Raw genomic sequence first — 14,539 nt, 5'->3', positions numbered from 1 at the left:
TGCGAATCGGGACGTGCAGTCCTGAGCCTAAGCCCTCGACGGCTACCGCTCGTTGTCATGTCCTCGCCCTTTGCCGGGGTGCCTGGGGTGCAGGGGGCGGCGAGCGTCCCTGCCTCCCCGTTCCCTGACCGCGCCTTCAGCGTGTTTTCGCCGCTGTGGGTGTGTGCCTTCCCTGACCTCGGCGTGGCCGCCCGCGCTCCGAATGCGGCAGTGGGTGCTTGTGCCTCGCGTCTCTGGGGGGGACCTCCGGACGCCGCCCCCTCCCCGATCTCCGGACCTGAATGTGCGTCCCTGTCGAGGACGATCCGGGCCGGTGTGTCCCTGACGCTTGGATCGCGTCGCACCGCGTGTGTCGTTGTGCGTCGCGGAGACGTTGGGCGGGGCGGGGCGGGTGCGACCGCGCCAGCGGTCGCCCCGCCGCCGCTTCTACCCCCACTATGTATTACGGGGGTAGAATCGCCAGATGCATCGCAGGGGGTAGAAAGGACTCGCAGGCTGTCGCATCGAGCCGCAATCGCACCGGGCCGCAAGGACTCGCACACAGCGGAAGCGGCGGAAGATTTTCCGGATTGTGCTTGCCGGGCCGCTGGACATCGGCAATAATACCGGCATAAGTACCGGCAAAGGTACTGGAAAGGCACTTTGATGGCAAAGAGCATGGTACGGTTGGAAGTTCGGTTGGAGTCGGATGTGGTCAAGAGCCTCAAGCGGCTGTCGGCGTCGGCTGGCGTGAGCGTCAACCAGGTGATGCAGGGCGTGTGCCGCTGGGCTGCGGACCATGCCCACGTCGGGGTGCCCGTGCCCGATGATGGCGGCGAGGAGTTCGTGAGCAAGCCGATGCCGGGCGTGATCTGGTTCGGGCGTGACGGTCGTGTCGGCGGATCGCCGCCGAGTGTGTTCTTCGGGTTGGACTTCAGCAGCGGGCGAGCCGTCCGCGATGACTGGGAAGGCGGGGCGGGTGATGGGCAAGATCAGTGAACCGCGTTTTGAGTCGATGCTGTGGACCGCAAGGCAAGTTGCGGTGGCGTTGGGGTTGTCGGAGCGGACGATCTGGACGCTGACGAAGAAGGGCCTGCTGCAGTGCGTGCGTATTCCTGGGGTGCGGATCGTGCGGTACGCGCCCGAGGCGGTGAAGGATTTTGTCGAACAGAACCGAGGCGGATAGTCATGGCAAACAAAGAGCGTGGCGGCGGCGTGCGGGTGCAGTTCTTGGGACTGGACGGCAGGCGGCGGACTTGGCGTCTTGGGAAGATGGCGTTTAAACAGGCTGAAGGCATCGAGCGTTTTGTGAAGGACCTGCGGGCGTCTCGTGCCTACGGTTCGCCGCTGGCGCCTGCGACGGCTGAATGGTTGTCGTCGATCTCTGACGACGTGCGGCGGCGGCTGGAGGATTTCGGCCTGGTCGATGCTCGGCCTTCGGATCGCGTGACGGTGGCCGCGTGGGTGGCCTCGTACATCGCGGGCCGCACCGACGCGAAGTTCAACACGATCTCGAATCTGCGGCAGACGGAGCGCACCCTGATTGCATTTCTCGGCCGCGAGAAGCTGCTCGGTGACGTGACGGAAGCGGACGCCGATTCCTACGCTGTCCAGTTGCGGAGCAAGCTCAGCGAGGCTACAGTGCGGGGGCACTGCCGCCGTGCGAAGCAGTTCTTCAACGCGGCTGTGCGGGCAAAGCTGCTCAGCGAGAATGCGTGTAAACGCCTCAAGAGTTCCGACTACGTGAACCGCCAGCGACAGCATCACGTGACGGCGGCGGAAGCGGCGGCAATGATCGACAACTGCCCCGATGCACAATGGCGGCTGATCGTGGGCCTTGCGTACCACGCGGGGCTGCGGTGTCCCTCGGAAGTCCTGGCGTTGCGGTGGGCCGATGTGAACTGGTCGAGCAAGCATCTGCGGGTGAAGTCGAGCAAGACGGAGCGGGAAAGCGGCGACGTGCGGGACGTGCCGATCTGCCCGCCGTTGTACGGGCTGCTGCTCGATGTGTTCTCCCAGGTGGACGCAGGGGCGGAGTTCGTCATCACGCGTTACAGGGGGTGCGGTGCGAACCTCCGCACACAGTTACACCGCATCATGGATCGTGGCGGCGTCAAGCCGTTCCCCAAGCCGTTCCAGAACATGCGGGCCACGTGCGAGACGAATTGGCTTGGCCTGGGTGTGCCGGAATATCAGGTCTCGGCGTGGATCGGTCATGCGGTACAGATCAGCCGGCGGCACTACGATCTGACGCTGCGAGAGTACGCCGAAGTGGTCACCGGGGGCGACGCCAAATCCGACGCCAAATCCGACGCCGCGCCTGTCAAAACGGCGACGCCGAATCCGACGCCGCAGGGAATCGCATCGAGTCGCAAGAATTCGCAAGGCATCCTAAGTAATGCAGCGGCGGGCGCTTGTGCCGGACCTTGCGAAACAATGCGAGCCGGTGCTTGTGACACCGGCTCGCTGCCAGTACGCCTGAGAGGAGTCGAACCTCTAACCCTCGGTTCCGAAGACCGATGCTCTATCCATTGAGCTACAGGCGCGGGGGTGTTGCTTCCCTTGGATTCTATCGGCTTTCCCGCGTGAAACAAGGTTATTCCGTCGCGCAGGCAATTCGCCCGTCCGTCCATTGCAGTCCACCGAATCACCGTTGCGCCCGCACGATTTGGCAAAGGGAATGGCAAAGTGATTTTGCCCCTGTCCGGCGGCGTCGGCGGCGGTATCGGCGGGCGTTGCATCATCGGCCGCGCGATCGGCGATTGTGGGGCAGCGTGGCGCGTCTGGCGCGGCCTTGGGGGCGATAACTGTTGCGCGGGCATCGTCGGTCCCTGTCGCCCTCAGCGCGGCGGGTTGGGCTTGGGCGTCGGCGTCGTCGGCGTCCAGCTTGGGCAGGGCGTCCAGCGCCAGGGCGGAATCGGCGACGGCGACGCGGCTGTAGCGCTGCATCGTCAATCGCGGGTCGCTGTGGCGGGCCAGTTCCATCATCACGCGGGGCGACACGGCGGCCCGGCAGATCGCCGTCACGAATCCATGCCGGAAGCTGTGGAAGTCCAGCACCAGCCGCGCCGAATCGCGGGGCTTGAGGAAGTCGCCATCTTCTGCCCGCGCCTGCCGCTCATCGGCGCTGATACGCTCATCGGCAATCCAGGCGGCGCGGGCGTCGGCCATGTCTTCGTGCAGCATCTTGCCCGTCTTGTCGGGCAGGGCAAACGGGCGGGCGGCGTCGGCCGTCGCCAGATATTCGCCCAGGGCTTCCGCCACGTCCGCCGGTAGCGGCTGCACGTCGCGCCGTCGATGCTTGGAGTATCCCGCTTCAACCGTCACGGTCGGGGGCGTGTCGTCCAGGCGGAAGCTGTCGCCCGTCAAGGTGCGGATTTCATTGCGGCGAAGCCCCGATGAAAACGCCAGGCGGTAGGCGGCGGCGCGGGCCTTGCCATCCATGCCCCAGCGCCGCGGGGCTTTGGCGGTCGCGCCCAGCAGTACCGACATTTCGGCGGCGGTGAATCCGCGGCGCTCGTGGCGCTTGTCGGTTTCGGCGTTGTAGCCCTTGACGCCGATCAAGGTATCTTCGGCCGTCCGCCGTTCGCGTTGCAGCCATCGCGAGAACTGTTTGAGGGCGCGGACGTAGTGCTTCATCGACTGATTGCTCAGTCCCTTGGGCCTGTCGTCTGTCGGCTCGCCCAGGGCGGCGATAGCGGCCTGAATCTTGCTGGCCGACAGGTCGCGCAGCCATCGCGCCCCCGCCTTGCGCAGCATGTCGCGTATGCGCTGGGCGAGCATTTGGCGCTGGACGGGAGACACGCCCCGCGCTTCGGCGTCGGCCAGGAAGTCCGCCAGGTGTCCGCCGATCACGGCGTCTTGATCGTCCAGCACCATCAAGGCGGCAGCGCCGCCGGCGCGGTCCGCGTCGATCAAGCCCGCTTCGGCCAGGCGGCCGCGGAAGTCCGGCGATACCGCTTCAACCCATCGCAACAGATCGGGCGGCAGCGGGTCGCCGCTCTGTTTCAGCGCCAGCAGCTTTTCGACGTTGCGCCCCATCGCTTCGGTCTGGCGCTTGTCCGTCAAAGCGGGGAAGCGCCACCGGCGGCCGTTGGAATCGGCGAAGTCCATCCACCACGTCGGCGACAGTCGCTTGCCCTGGGGCGTCTTGTAGGTCGGGCGGTAGAGTCTCACGGTTCACCTTCCCTTCGTTTTGCTGGCCTTGGGCTTGTCGGGCAGCGGGGCAAGGTCCAGGCCCAGAACGTCGGCCAGATCGTCCAGCGTCGCCATCGACAGCCCCACTACCCCGTGCATGAATCGGGAAAAGGTCGCTTGATCGATCTTCGCGGCCTTGCACATCGCATATCGCGACAGGGCGGACTGGTTCACCGCCCGCCTGATTTGGTCGCTCAACTTGATTCGTTTTCTACCCATCGTCGGTATTCTACGCGGATGCTTGGTAACCGGTCAAGTACATTCCCGGAATTATTCCGGGCCGATGTACAAATACTCTGCGGCCTTGCGTTCCTCAAGGGAATAGACCTTCACGCGGCGGATGATTCTCTCGCCGCGCTCCAGGTGCCTCAGCCATCGCGCCGCCTTGCGGTGTTCGATTTCAAGCAGTCCGGCCAGTTTATACCCGCTCAAAAAGAACGGATCGCTGCCATGAACAATCTGGAGTTCTCTGCATAGGGCGGCCACGGTCGCCATAATGGGATTCTCGATTCCAGCCACAGGGCGGGCCTTCGCTCGTGCAAGGCAGTCTTTCAACTGCCTGTCGTCGGCGGGGTGCTGTACACGGTCCCATGCCTCGACAAAGTCCACCCATGTCTCCGTCCAGTCCTTTGTCTGGATGAACGGCAGCGCCCGCTTCCACCATGCGCGGACCAAGTGTTTCAGATCGGCCGGCGCGGCGTTCTTCACGTCGTCCATGCCCTTCAGGCGGCGGGCGAAGTGGAAGATTGCCTTGTGCCTCTGACGCGTACCGCTCGGCAGCGTCGCCTCGATTGCCCGCTGAATCCGGTCCTCATCTTCCGCGACTGTCACACAAGAGCATACAAGAGGGTTACAAGCGGACACAGGCGGACACAAGCGGTCACAGGCGTTTACAAGAGATTCTCGCGGCGTCGCGTGAAAAACCGCGACGGGGTTGTCGACAAGTGGCAAGTCGCCTTTGGGAAGGGGAATAATCCAATCACGTCCGGGGCCAGGGGGCAGGCAACAGTAGTGCCCAGAATCGCCGCGCAGTTCGCCGTCGCCGCAGTCGATGAATCCTTGCCAGGTCGAACGGAAGTAGACGTGCAGCCCGTCCGGCGTCTTCGCCGTCGGCAGGCTCTTGGCAAGGCCGGGATTCTCTTTCGCCCATGCCGCATAGGCGCTGCGCCCGGCGGCCCCGTCGAAGTCGCGACAGACCAGTCCGCCGGACGCTTCGCCCAGGATCACGGCGACAAGGGGCGGGCTGTCCGGGTCGAACCATTGACGGGCTTGGGCTTCACCGGCCGGCGCGGTCCGATACTTCGCCCATCCCATCGGGCGGCCTGTGTGCGGATTCGTCAGCGGCTTCTTCGTCACCGGGTCCGCCGGGATGATCGACCATCCGCGCGCGATCGCGTCCAGGGCGGCGGCAAGGGCGGCGCTGTGTGGGCTTGGCGGTTTCATCGTCGGCCCCCTCGCGTCTGTTGCCACTGGTCGCGCGGCGGGCAGCCGTCGGCCACCCAGTCCGCCAGATCGGCGCTGCGCCATAAGGTTCGCCGCCCCAGCCTGAGCGGCAGTGGTACGCGCCCGGCCGCGAGCTGCGCCCACCAGCAGCTTTTCGACACGCCGCAAAGTTCCGCCGCGCGCCTCGCGTTGACCAGCAAAGGGGCCGCGTCACTCATGGCGGGCCTCCAGTCCATCGGCGAAGCTAATCTTGACGCCCAGCCGTTCAAGCTCGCCCTGGGCCTGGGCGACGGCGGCGGCATCGCCAGCGCGTCGGGCCTTGACCATCCCGGCCACCAGATCGGCGGCGGTGTCGGCGCGCCATTGCGGCGGGTCTTGTGCCAAGCGCATCAAAACGGCGGTTACGGCTTCGGGGTCAAAGAGGAATCGGGTTTCGGCCTTGACGTGCGGAAGGCGTCCGGCTTGTGCTTCAGCCTTCAGCCAGCGCATGGTGACGTGAAGTCGCCGCGCCGTCGGCCCCGCTGGTAGAAGTCTTCTTTCATTTTCCATACTCGCATTGTCGCGAGCATAGAAGAAGCTAGGGCGGGTATAGGGCGGGGATTAGGCGGGGTTTAGCCGGTTCAATTCTGCACGTCCAGCGTCGGTGATACTTGCCCCTTTTCTAGTGCGTTTCCCCTTGCCAACAATGGGCCAGGAAACAAGCCCCTTGCCGTCAAGGTACTTCAACCGGGCGCTTACTCTGTCTTCATCGGCCCTAACATCGGTTGCCAGATCAATGCACTTCAGCGCATGGCCCCGCTTCGCAAGCGCCTTCAGAATGTCCAAGTCGATTTCCTCAAGGTGAATCTCCTCTGGCGTCGGCGACGCCGGGGCGGACGCGGTTATGCCTAGCCTCAGCAGTTCCACCTTCCGGCCTTCGTCATCCTGTTTGCGGTAGAAATTGGTCCACCAGGCAATGTGTTCCGCTTGTTCCCGTCGCGCTCGCTCAGCTTCATGGTATGCGTGAAGGTCTTGAATCGGCGAGGGATCGGGAATCGCCGTTGTTGGTTTGGGCAGCGGCGGCGGCAAGAGCGGGACTTTGCCAGCACCGGCCGATTGAGTCTCGCGGGCATAGAGTCGTTCAAAGTCACGGGCGGCCCCGTGCAAAGCCTTCAGCGTGTCAGGAAATAACCTTTCCTTCGCGGGTACATCGTCGTCAGGGGAAGTCATCGTATCGAGACAGAGGGCAATGTTTCGGAGGGCGTCCCCTACACAATCGAGCAGTTCATTATCATTCCCTGGGCCAAGTGCTCGATACAGCCATTGTTCCGCTTCCCGTACTGCCGTGAATACTTGAACCCATAGCCTCTGCATCGACAACTGGAAGTCAAGGCCCGTCTCCTCATCGCGGGGGTCGGGGTTGTCATCCCTACGCAAGACAGTCGTCTTGTGCCATGCGATTCGCGCTTCATTGACCAGCGAGTCCAGTAGAACCGCAACATCGTGCCCGTTCGATTCCTTGTACAATTTGGACAATACTCCGCCCGTGTCCAGTGTCACCCATCCCTCGGGGTCATGCGCATAGTCGAGCAGTCCCTGCCATCCCTGCGGAAGATTATCTTCGTCTGACTTGTCCATCTTGTCCGGCTCCGATTCCGGCTCCGAAAAGGATCCCGGCGGGCAGCGGTTCGGAGTACCGCTTTCGGCTCGCGAAGCCTAGCCCGCCGAAGGGTCCATTCAAGCTATTGTTTCTTCGTGTTGCCAGGGGTTTCCCAAACTATGCCGCCTTTGTCGTCGATGGTTCGTTACTGCTTGGGTTTCGTCTCGCGGAAATAGCTTCCGTTCTGACCGCGGAGTGCTTCGAAAACGATTGCGCCCTTGGCGGATTGTAGCACGATTTGGCCGATTGCCGGCTGGGCGCACATCACTACTGCGCCCTGTCCAGATGGGTTGCTAAGGTACATAGCGGGATGTCCGTCCTGATCGACCATAGACATCAAGTAGATGTCTTTCTTGCCGGCCAGAACCAGCATTCCGTCACCTTTCTTGTCGATAGACAACTGCCCTCGGACGTTGCCTGCGGCATCAGCAAGAGTTATTTGTTCAGCAACTAATTCCTTCACCTTGATTGTTTGTTCCGCATTCCGCTGTTCCAACCTGCCTGCGGGTTGTGCCACGCCAGGCCCGTTCTTCTCAAGGTACTCCTTTGCCTCCTGCGCGCGGGCCATGGTAGCCTGATGTTGTTCCTCTCGGTGCTTCACACCAGCGAGATATTGTTCCTGCGTCGCAACTCTGGCCTCATCGATGTCCTTGGGGAACGTATCGGTAGGCAGACCAGCAGCGGCCAAGAGCTTCACGACATCCCCAAAAGTGTTGAAAGTCTTTCCTTTGATCGCTGCGTACTGCTCGGGTGACAGGAAAATGAGAAAGTTCCGTTGGACCACTTCCGCAGCCTTCTCTGGAATCTGCTGGGCGTCTCGCTCAAGAGTGGCAAGTTCCTCTTTGTTGCCGTTCTCTTTGGCAATTCTGATGCTCGTCGCATTTGCATTTCGAAATGCAGCGATTTTGTACCGAATCATGTCTCGGTATTCCGCTGGGGTCACATGCCCACCGGTTATGCCGACATAGCGATAGCCTTGTGCAGAGGCTTCATCCGGCAATAGTATCCAGTGCGAGAATGCCCCGCCCGCAAATGACGCTGCAAGAACGCCAGCCGCCATTGCCCAGTTCCGTTTTGATCTCATCGCTGTTTCCCTTTCAGCAAAGAACTGCTTTGCCCATGCCCCGTGCATGGGCCTTGCTGGCATTATCTTCGTCGGGCTTCTCCCTGTCACGTCTCAAACCAAGCGATTTTCAGGATTAGAAATGCACGATCTCGTCTTCGCCCGCATGGCCTGGGTGCGGTCCAACATCCGCCGGCGTCAGTTCATCAGGAAGGTATGACCGCCAGCCGAGGGTTGCTTTGCGTCGAAGAAATTCCTCCAGGTCCACTCGCATGATCCGTCGGCAGCGACCGATCTGGACGCTTGGCAGAGCGCGGCCTTTGATAAGCTTCGTCACCGTCGGCCGCGAAACGCGCATCAGGTCCGCGGCCTCTTGAACCGTCACGGCTTGGCAGCGGTCGATAATTTCATCCTGTTCCATGTATGGGCTCCCATCATTACCCTCCATGCCGGAGGGGGGGATTGGCGCAGCGTTGCGCTGTTGAGCGTAATCGGGGCGCTTCGCCCCCGCACAGTTGGGAAAAGCCGCGCATCGAAAGAATGTGGGAGGGGGTGTAATGCACACAAGCAAGCGCCCCCGGCTGGGGGCAACCCCACCCCCGTACCCTTGCCGCACCCGCCGCGGCTTGGCTATCAGCCTGCAAACCCGTTAAGGGCTTCGCCACTGGGGCCGCCGGGGCTTTGGCGCTGCCTTGCAGCATCATTCGCCCCTCTTTCCGCCGGTGGGGCAGGCTGTCTTGACCATCGCCACGATACCGGCCTTGATCGGCTCGGGCAGCGTCGCCCAGGCGGCCACGATTTCGGCCAGATCGGGGGTCAATTCTGCATCCAAATGGCAAAGCGAATGGCAGAGTGAATCAGGACTGTCGCCGTAAGTCTCTGTCTTTTCAGCCTCTTGCAGATTTGCGGCGTCGGTTCCGAAGACCGATGCTCTATCCATTGAGCTACAGGCGCGGAGACGATTTCCAATTTCCAATCTGGAATATCCAATTGGGGAGATCGTATGTGGTATTTTCGGCTGGCGGCGGCCAAAAGTCAACATCGGGACCGCGCACGCGCGTGGCGGCTTAGGAACGGCCGCCATGGCACCGGGGCGATAGCGGCTACTTCGTCTTGTCCGGATCGGCGTCGGCGGGTTGCTCGATAACGGCGCCGGGCCATTTCAGCACTTGCGGCTTGGGGGTCGTCACGATGACCACCTGCGGGCGGGTGAGGTACTTCCGGGCCACGCGTTTTACGTCGGCGGGCGTTACCTTGCGGTATTGCTTTTCGAGCTTCGAGCGGTAGTCGTAGCCGAAGCCATAAAGCTGGTTCAGCGCGGCGTCGATGGACAGTTCGGACATCGACTGGCTGTTGAGCAAGGCGGCGGTGAGGATCACGTTGACGGCCTCATCGACCTGGGCCTGCGTAAAGTCGTATCGGGTGGCCTTGTCGAGGTTGGCGCGGATGATGTCGACGACCTCGGGAACCTTGTCGCCCTGGCAGACGGCTTCGACCATGAACGTGCCCGGTTCGATTCCCGCCCAGTTCAGCGCATGGACGGCGTAGACCAGCCTCTTGCCGCGCAGTTCGTTGTGCAGCCAGCCACTGGGCAGTTCATAGCCGCTGATGATGGTGTCGAGCACGGTGATGGCGAATCGGTCTTCGTTGAACATCGTCATGCCGGGCACGGCCACGATGACGCCGGCCACCTCGTTGGTGGTCTTCATCACGAAGTGCTCGCCGGCGGGATTGACGCTCCGCTGCGTGCCGGCCGGCTGCGAGGCGGCCACTTGCGGTTTTGCCGTGCCGAAGAGCGTCTCGACGGCCTTGCGCGTCTTGGCGATATCGATATTGCCATAGATCGCCAGCACGCCGGCGCTGCCCAGCACGTGGCGGCGGTGATAATCGCGGATGTCATCGACGGTGGCCTTGGAGACCACATCGAGGCGCCCGGCGGGCATGCGGCTGTACGAGCCGCCGGCGTAGAACTTCGCGCGGAAGTACTTGGCCAGCTGCGACTGGTAGTCTTCATCGAGGCTGCGGATGGAATTCATCGCCAGCGGGCGCACGACGCCCAGTTCGGTGGCGGGGAAGGTCGGCCGCAGGATGATGTCAGCAAAGATCTCCAGCGCCCGCTCGGCACTGTCATCGAGGACCGCCGCCTGCCAATAGAGCGTGTTGCTGCCGCAATTGCCGGAGATTTTGCCGCCGGCGGCGTCGAAGAATCTGGAGATTTCTTCGGCCGATCGGTTGCCCGCGCCGCGCGTGGCCAGTTCGGTCATCAGCGTGCCCAGGCCGTTGGTGGCGTCGGTCTCGGCCAGCAAACCGCCGTAGGTGACGTAGGTCATCGAGACCAGCCCCACGTCGACGTTTTGCAGCACCACGTCGATACCGTTGGGCAGCTTGAAGAGGACGGGCTTGGACCGCCCGTTTGAGGCCTTGGCGGCCGGCGCCGTCGCGGCAACCGGGGCGGCCTTGAGCGTCTGCGGTTCGATCCGGGTGATCACCATCCGCTCCGGCGTGAGATACTTCCGGGCGGCCTGCTGCACCTGCTCCGGCGTGACGGACTGGATGCGGTCGGTGTAACTGCGCGAGAAGGCAACGTCGCCTGTGGAGAGGTAATCCGTCGCCAGCGTGTCGGCGATGGAGGACGCCGTCTGCTGCGAGAAAACGTAATCGGCGATCTTCTGCCGCTTGGCGCGGGCGACTTCGTCAGCCGTGACGCCCTTGCCGACCACGTTCTTGAGTTCGGCGAGCAAGGCCTCTTCCGCGGCGTCGGCCTTGTCCGGTTCGCAGCGGAACGAGAACATGAACACGCCTGTGCCCCACGAGGGCGTCCAGGACGAGCTGTCGATGCCGGTGACCTTCTGCGTCTCGCGCAGCAGTCGCACGAGGCGGCTGGACGAGCCTTCGGTCAGCACGTAGCTGAGCACGTCGAGGGCGTAGAGGTCTTCATGCAGCAGCGGGATGCTCTGGAAACTCAGTATCTGCATCGTCTGCTTGAGGTCTTTGTTGGCCAGCAGCGAGCGGCGCACGCCGGTGAAGGGCTCGACGGCCGGCAGGTCGTGCTGGGGCGTATTGCCCTGGCGGGTTCCGGCAAACGCGAGGCAGACGCGCTCGAGGGCGGCTGGGGCGTCCACGTCACCGACAATGCAAAACGCCATATTCTGCGGCACGTACATCTGGCGGACATAGGCCCGCACGTCGTCGGAGGTGAGTTTCTGCAGCGGGGCCTTGTATCCGATGACCGGCACGGCGGCAGGATGACCGCGGAATATCGCCTCCATGTGCGCGCGGTGAAGTTGCCTGCCGGGATCATCCAAACCCATCTCCAGTTCGCGCTGCACCACCCCGTGCTCGCGGTCGAACGCCGCCTGCTCGATATTCGGCCGTGCCATCCAGTCGGCCACCAGATCGATGCAGTCGTTGACCCGCGTGGCGGAGGCTTCAATGTAATACTGCGTCCATTCGATCGACGTGCTGGCGTTGGACTGCCCGCCGATAGCCGTGACGCGGTTGACCGGGGCGGACTGCTCGCCCTGGCCCTTGGGTGCGGCGCCGTCATGCGTGGCGTCTTCGGCGACCAGATGCTCGGTCAGGTGGCTCAGGCCGCTGCCGAGCCACTTGCCTTCGTACATCCCGCCGGTATGCACGTACGCCTTCACGCACACCACCGGAGCGGCGCTGAAGGGCTTGATGATGACCGTCAGGCCGTTGCTGAGGCGGGCCAGCGTGATGCCCTTGCCCGCGTCGATCTGCTCGACCACCGTCACCGGCGCCGCGGCGGGTTGCGACTGCGGTGGTGGCACAGCCTTTCCAGGCTGTGGAGCAGGTAGCACAGCCTTTCCAGGCTGTGGAGCAGGTAGCACGGGCTGGGAGACCACAGGTTGCGTCGACACAGGCTGTGTTGCCCGGGCCAGGGCCGGCGCCGGTTCGACCGGCACCGCTAACGGCTCGATGACCGCCGATGCGTCGCGAGGTTGCGTACTGGGGGTTTTGGAGGCCTTGCTGCAGCCGACGACGGCTAAGCTCAAGGCCATCAACGCAATCACCATCTTCTTGCTCATATGTTCCCTACGTATGTGAGGTCTTCCGGTTGGTCTTTGATGCGATATGCATGGGCGGGACTCCCATGCGACGCACGGGCGAGACGCCCGTGCTACGGCCTACTCGGTCTTGCCGCGGACTTCCACGTCGCTGAGGTAGGCCAGCGTGCGGTCGAGTTCGCCCTTGAGGTGGCTGACTCGCAGGAGGCTCTTGACGCGCGTGATGAGTTCGAGGCGGTTAACGGGCTTGGAGACGAAATCGTCGGTGCCGCACTCGACGCCGCGCTCGATGTCGCCCATCTCGTTCAGCGCGGTCACCATCAGGATCGGGATGTCGCGGCTGCGGGGGTCGGCCTTGAGTTTGCGGCAGACTTCGAAGCCGCTCATGCGGGGCATCATGACGTCCAGCAGGATCAGGTTCGGCGGGTCCTGGGCCACTTTGGCCAGGGCGGTGATTCCATCCAGGGCTGTAATCACCGTGCATTTGAGCGTTTCGAGATACGCCGACAACAGCTCCAGATTCTGCTCGTTGTCATCAACGACCAGAACCTTGCTGTCGGCGAAAATCCGCTCGTCGGAGTTCTCGCCAACGGACTGACTCGGGATTTGGGTCATAAAACTACTCCTCATCCGCCCGCGCATGACACGCAGCGCAGCATTTAAGAGTATCGGCGCGACAGGGCAATAGCAATATGGAATTAGTTAGCGGCGGGACATGCCCCACCGCTAACGCCGTGGTTTGAGGCTGAATAACTGATCCCTAACCGCTTATCTCAAATGAATAAAGCTTCGCCGCGCGAAGATGGAACTTCAGTTGAACGCCCTTGCCGATCAGGGCGGCGATTCGCGCCTTGTCGCCCCACCGCAGCAAGGCGCCGCTGCCGGTGCGGGCCAGCGGCTCGCTGCGCACCGCTTCTTTGCCGTTGAGCAGCACCGAGGCGGTCAGCGAACCGCCGCGCGCGATGTCGGCCGATACGCCCAGCGCCCCGCCCCACTGCACCGGAGGGGTGATCACGTGCCCCTGGGCGGCAGTGGGCATGTATCCGGCGAAGCCGTCCGGCCGCAGCGTCGCCATCGCCAGGCACCCGTCGCGCCAGTCGCCGTGGCAACCATCGCCGCCGATGTAGTACAAGGCAGTATGGTCGTCATAGACGATAGGACTGGCGGCGGCATAGACCGTGCCCCAGTCGTACGCGCCCCGCCGCGGCGAGTTGGCGATCAGCGGAGTTCCCGGATCGATGCGCTGCCAGGCGATCGTGTCCGGGCTCCAGGCTAATTCGACGTGTACGCGGTCGCTGGCCGTGTCGAAGATCATCATCAGCCCCAGGTACACGCCGGCATGGGGGAAGACGCACATCGAATAGATCTGCCGCGTGCCTTCGCCGCGCAGGATCTCGACAGCCGGCGTCCAGTGCAGGAAGTCTTCGCTCTCGGTGCGGGCCACGAGGCGCTGGCGGGCTTGGCCGTCCCAGGTGCGGGTGATGCCGACCCACCGCTTCAATTGGGGCACCCACAGGGCGTTGTTGTGCGCGTCGCCGCGGGCGGCCATCTCCGGGCACGGGTGCGAGGCTGACCAGCGCACGCCGTCGGCCGAAAACGCCACCGCCATGCCGCGTATCCGGTCGTCCAGCATGAACATCTTGTAGCGCCGCGCGGGGTCCTGCTCAGCGAGATCCTTCACGACGCCCGCGCCGTGCGGGCCCACGCCCAGGACGCTGCTGGGCTTGCCATTCCAAGGGCACACGTCGAGGCGAGGCTTGGTCCAGTTCAGCCCGTCGCGCGAGGTGCTATAGCACAGCCCTACCACGCGCCACGGTTTTTCCAGCTTGTGGCCGATGGAGAAGTATTCCCCCTTCTTGCGCCGGGCAGGCGGCGTGGTCTCCTGGGCCTTGTCGATCACGAACGTCGTGTACCAGCATTTGTACAGACGCTCCTGCTGGTCATAGAAGATGTTGGGATACCCGTTGTCGAACCGCGGTTCCCAGGGCTTGTCCTGGACGAACAGCGGATTGCCCGCGTGCTTGACGGGCCGACCCACCGCCAGCCGAACCCCGCGTGTCGATTGCACCACGCGATTGTCCAGCAGCAGGTGCTTAGTTGTTCCTGTGAGCTCTGTCATGGCTTCTCTTCATAGCATCTGACGGGCGGGGAAACAACCGCGTCGAACAAGTTCGACCGCTAACGGGACAG

Annotated in this window: 15 protein-coding genes and 2 tRNA genes; 3 read left to right on the top strand and 14 right to left on the bottom strand. The window is 63.3% G+C overall.

Annotated features, from left to right (window positions below):
- Positions 1-657 precede the first annotated feature (657 nt).
- Together ABFD92_16485 and ABFD92_16480 are read left to right on the top strand one after the other, a co-directional pair.
- Positions 658-978: a hypothetical protein gene (locus ABFD92_16485; protein MEN6506135.1), complete on the top strand. Its 321-nt coding sequence runs from the start codon at positions 658-660 to the stop codon at positions 976-978.
- Positions 962-1,165, top strand: coding sequence for a helix-turn-helix domain-containing protein (locus tag ABFD92_16480; GenBank protein ID MEN6506134.1), 204 nt, complete (start codon positions 962-964; stop codon positions 1,163-1,165). Before ABFD92_16485 ends, ABFD92_16480 begins: the two co-directional genes overlap by 17 nt.
- A gap of 148 nt (positions 1,166-1,313) precedes the next feature.
- On the opposite strand, the gene ABFD92_16475 is transcribed toward ABFD92_16480, so the two are convergent.
- The 3 genes from ABFD92_16475 to ABFD92_16465 all read right to left on the bottom strand — a co-directional run bounded on the left by ABFD92_16475 (position 1,314) and on the right by ABFD92_16465 (position 2,525).
- A complete protein-coding gene (locus ABFD92_16475) occupies positions 1,314-1,484 on the bottom strand; it encodes a hypothetical protein (protein ID MEN6506133.1) in 171 nt (56 codons plus the stop codon).
- 258 nt (positions 1,485-1,742) lie between these two features.
- The gene (locus tag ABFD92_16470; protein ID MEN6506132.1) at positions 1,743-2,024 is read right to left on the bottom strand and encodes a hypothetical protein; all 282 of its coding nucleotides are present in this window, start codon (positions 2,022-2,024) and stop codon (positions 1,743-1,745) included.
- Between the two features lie 428 nt (positions 2,025-2,452).
- Positions 2,453-2,525: transfer RNA gene (locus tag ABFD92_16465), tRNA-Arg, on the bottom strand.
- Positions 2,526-2,667: 142 nt separating this feature from the next.
- On the opposite strand from ABFD92_16465, the gene ABFD92_16460 reads away from it, so the two are divergent.
- Positions 2,668-3,255 carry a hypothetical protein gene (locus ABFD92_16460; protein ID MEN6506131.1) on the top strand — a complete coding sequence of 196 codons (588 nt, stop codon included), beginning with the start codon at positions 2,668-2,670 and terminating at the stop codon, positions 3,253-3,255.
- Between the two features lie 903 nt (positions 3,256-4,158).
- On the opposite strand, the gene ABFD92_16455 is transcribed toward ABFD92_16460, so the two are convergent.
- From ABFD92_16455 to ABFD92_16405, 11 genes are all read right to left on the bottom strand, one after another.
- Complete coding sequence (locus ABFD92_16455; GenBank protein ID MEN6506130.1) at positions 4,159-4,395, bottom strand: helix-turn-helix transcriptional regulator; 237 nt, start codon at positions 4,393-4,395, stop codon at positions 4,159-4,161.
- A gap of 51 nt (positions 4,396-4,446) precedes the next feature.
- Entirely contained in the window at positions 4,447-5,619 is a 1,173-nt protein-coding gene (locus ABFD92_16450; protein MEN6506129.1) for a bifunctional DNA primase/polymerase, read from the bottom strand.
- The gene (locus tag ABFD92_16445) at positions 5,616-5,837 is read right to left on the bottom strand and encodes a hypothetical protein (protein MEN6506128.1); all 222 of its coding nucleotides are present in this window, start codon (positions 5,835-5,837) and stop codon (positions 5,616-5,618) included. The genes ABFD92_16450 and ABFD92_16445 overlap by 4 nt, the downstream gene beginning before the upstream one ends.
- Positions 5,830-6,168, bottom strand: coding sequence for a hypothetical protein (locus ABFD92_16440; protein MEN6506127.1), 339 nt, complete (start codon positions 6,166-6,168; stop codon positions 5,830-5,832). Before ABFD92_16440 ends, ABFD92_16445 begins: the two co-directional genes overlap by 8 nt.
- Before the next feature lie 51 nt (positions 6,169-6,219).
- Positions 6,220-7,236, bottom strand: coding sequence for a hypothetical protein (locus tag ABFD92_16435; GenBank protein ID MEN6506126.1), 1,017 nt, complete (start codon positions 7,234-7,236; stop codon positions 6,220-6,222).
- A 167-nt stretch (positions 7,237-7,403) separates the two neighbouring features.
- On the bottom strand, positions 7,404-8,342 hold the full coding sequence (locus ABFD92_16430; GenBank protein ID MEN6506125.1) for a hypothetical protein: 939 nt from the start codon (positions 8,340-8,342) through the stop codon (positions 7,404-7,406).
- Positions 8,343-8,457: 115 nt separating this feature from the next.
- The gene (locus ABFD92_16425) at positions 8,458-8,742 is read right to left on the bottom strand and encodes a helix-turn-helix domain-containing protein (protein ID MEN6506124.1); all 285 of its coding nucleotides are present in this window, start codon (positions 8,740-8,742) and stop codon (positions 8,458-8,460) included.
- Positions 8,743-9,210: 468 nt separating this feature from the next.
- Positions 9,211-9,273 (bottom strand) — tRNA-Arg (locus tag ABFD92_16420).
- Positions 9,274-9,424: 151 nt separating this feature from the next.
- Positions 9,425-12,370: an insulinase family protein gene (locus ABFD92_16415; protein ID MEN6506123.1), complete on the bottom strand. Its 2,946-nt coding sequence runs from the start codon at positions 12,368-12,370 to the stop codon at positions 9,425-9,427.
- A gap of 99 nt (positions 12,371-12,469) precedes the next feature.
- Positions 12,470-12,964 carry a response regulator gene (locus ABFD92_16410; GenBank protein MEN6506122.1) on the bottom strand — a complete coding sequence of 165 codons (495 nt, stop codon included), beginning with the start codon at positions 12,962-12,964 and terminating at the stop codon, positions 12,470-12,472.
- Positions 12,965-13,109: 145 nt separating this feature from the next.
- Entirely contained in the window at positions 13,110-14,468 is a 1,359-nt protein-coding gene (locus ABFD92_16405) for a hypothetical protein (protein MEN6506121.1), read from the bottom strand.
- Between the last annotated feature and the right edge of the window lie 71 nt (positions 14,469-14,539).

The sequence above is a fragment of the Planctomycetaceae bacterium genome (assembly GCA_039680605.1).
Lineage (GTDB): Bacteria > Planctomycetota > Phycisphaerae > SM23-33 > SM23-33 > JAJFUU01.
This window is presented reverse-complemented; position numbering and strand designations above follow the sequence as displayed.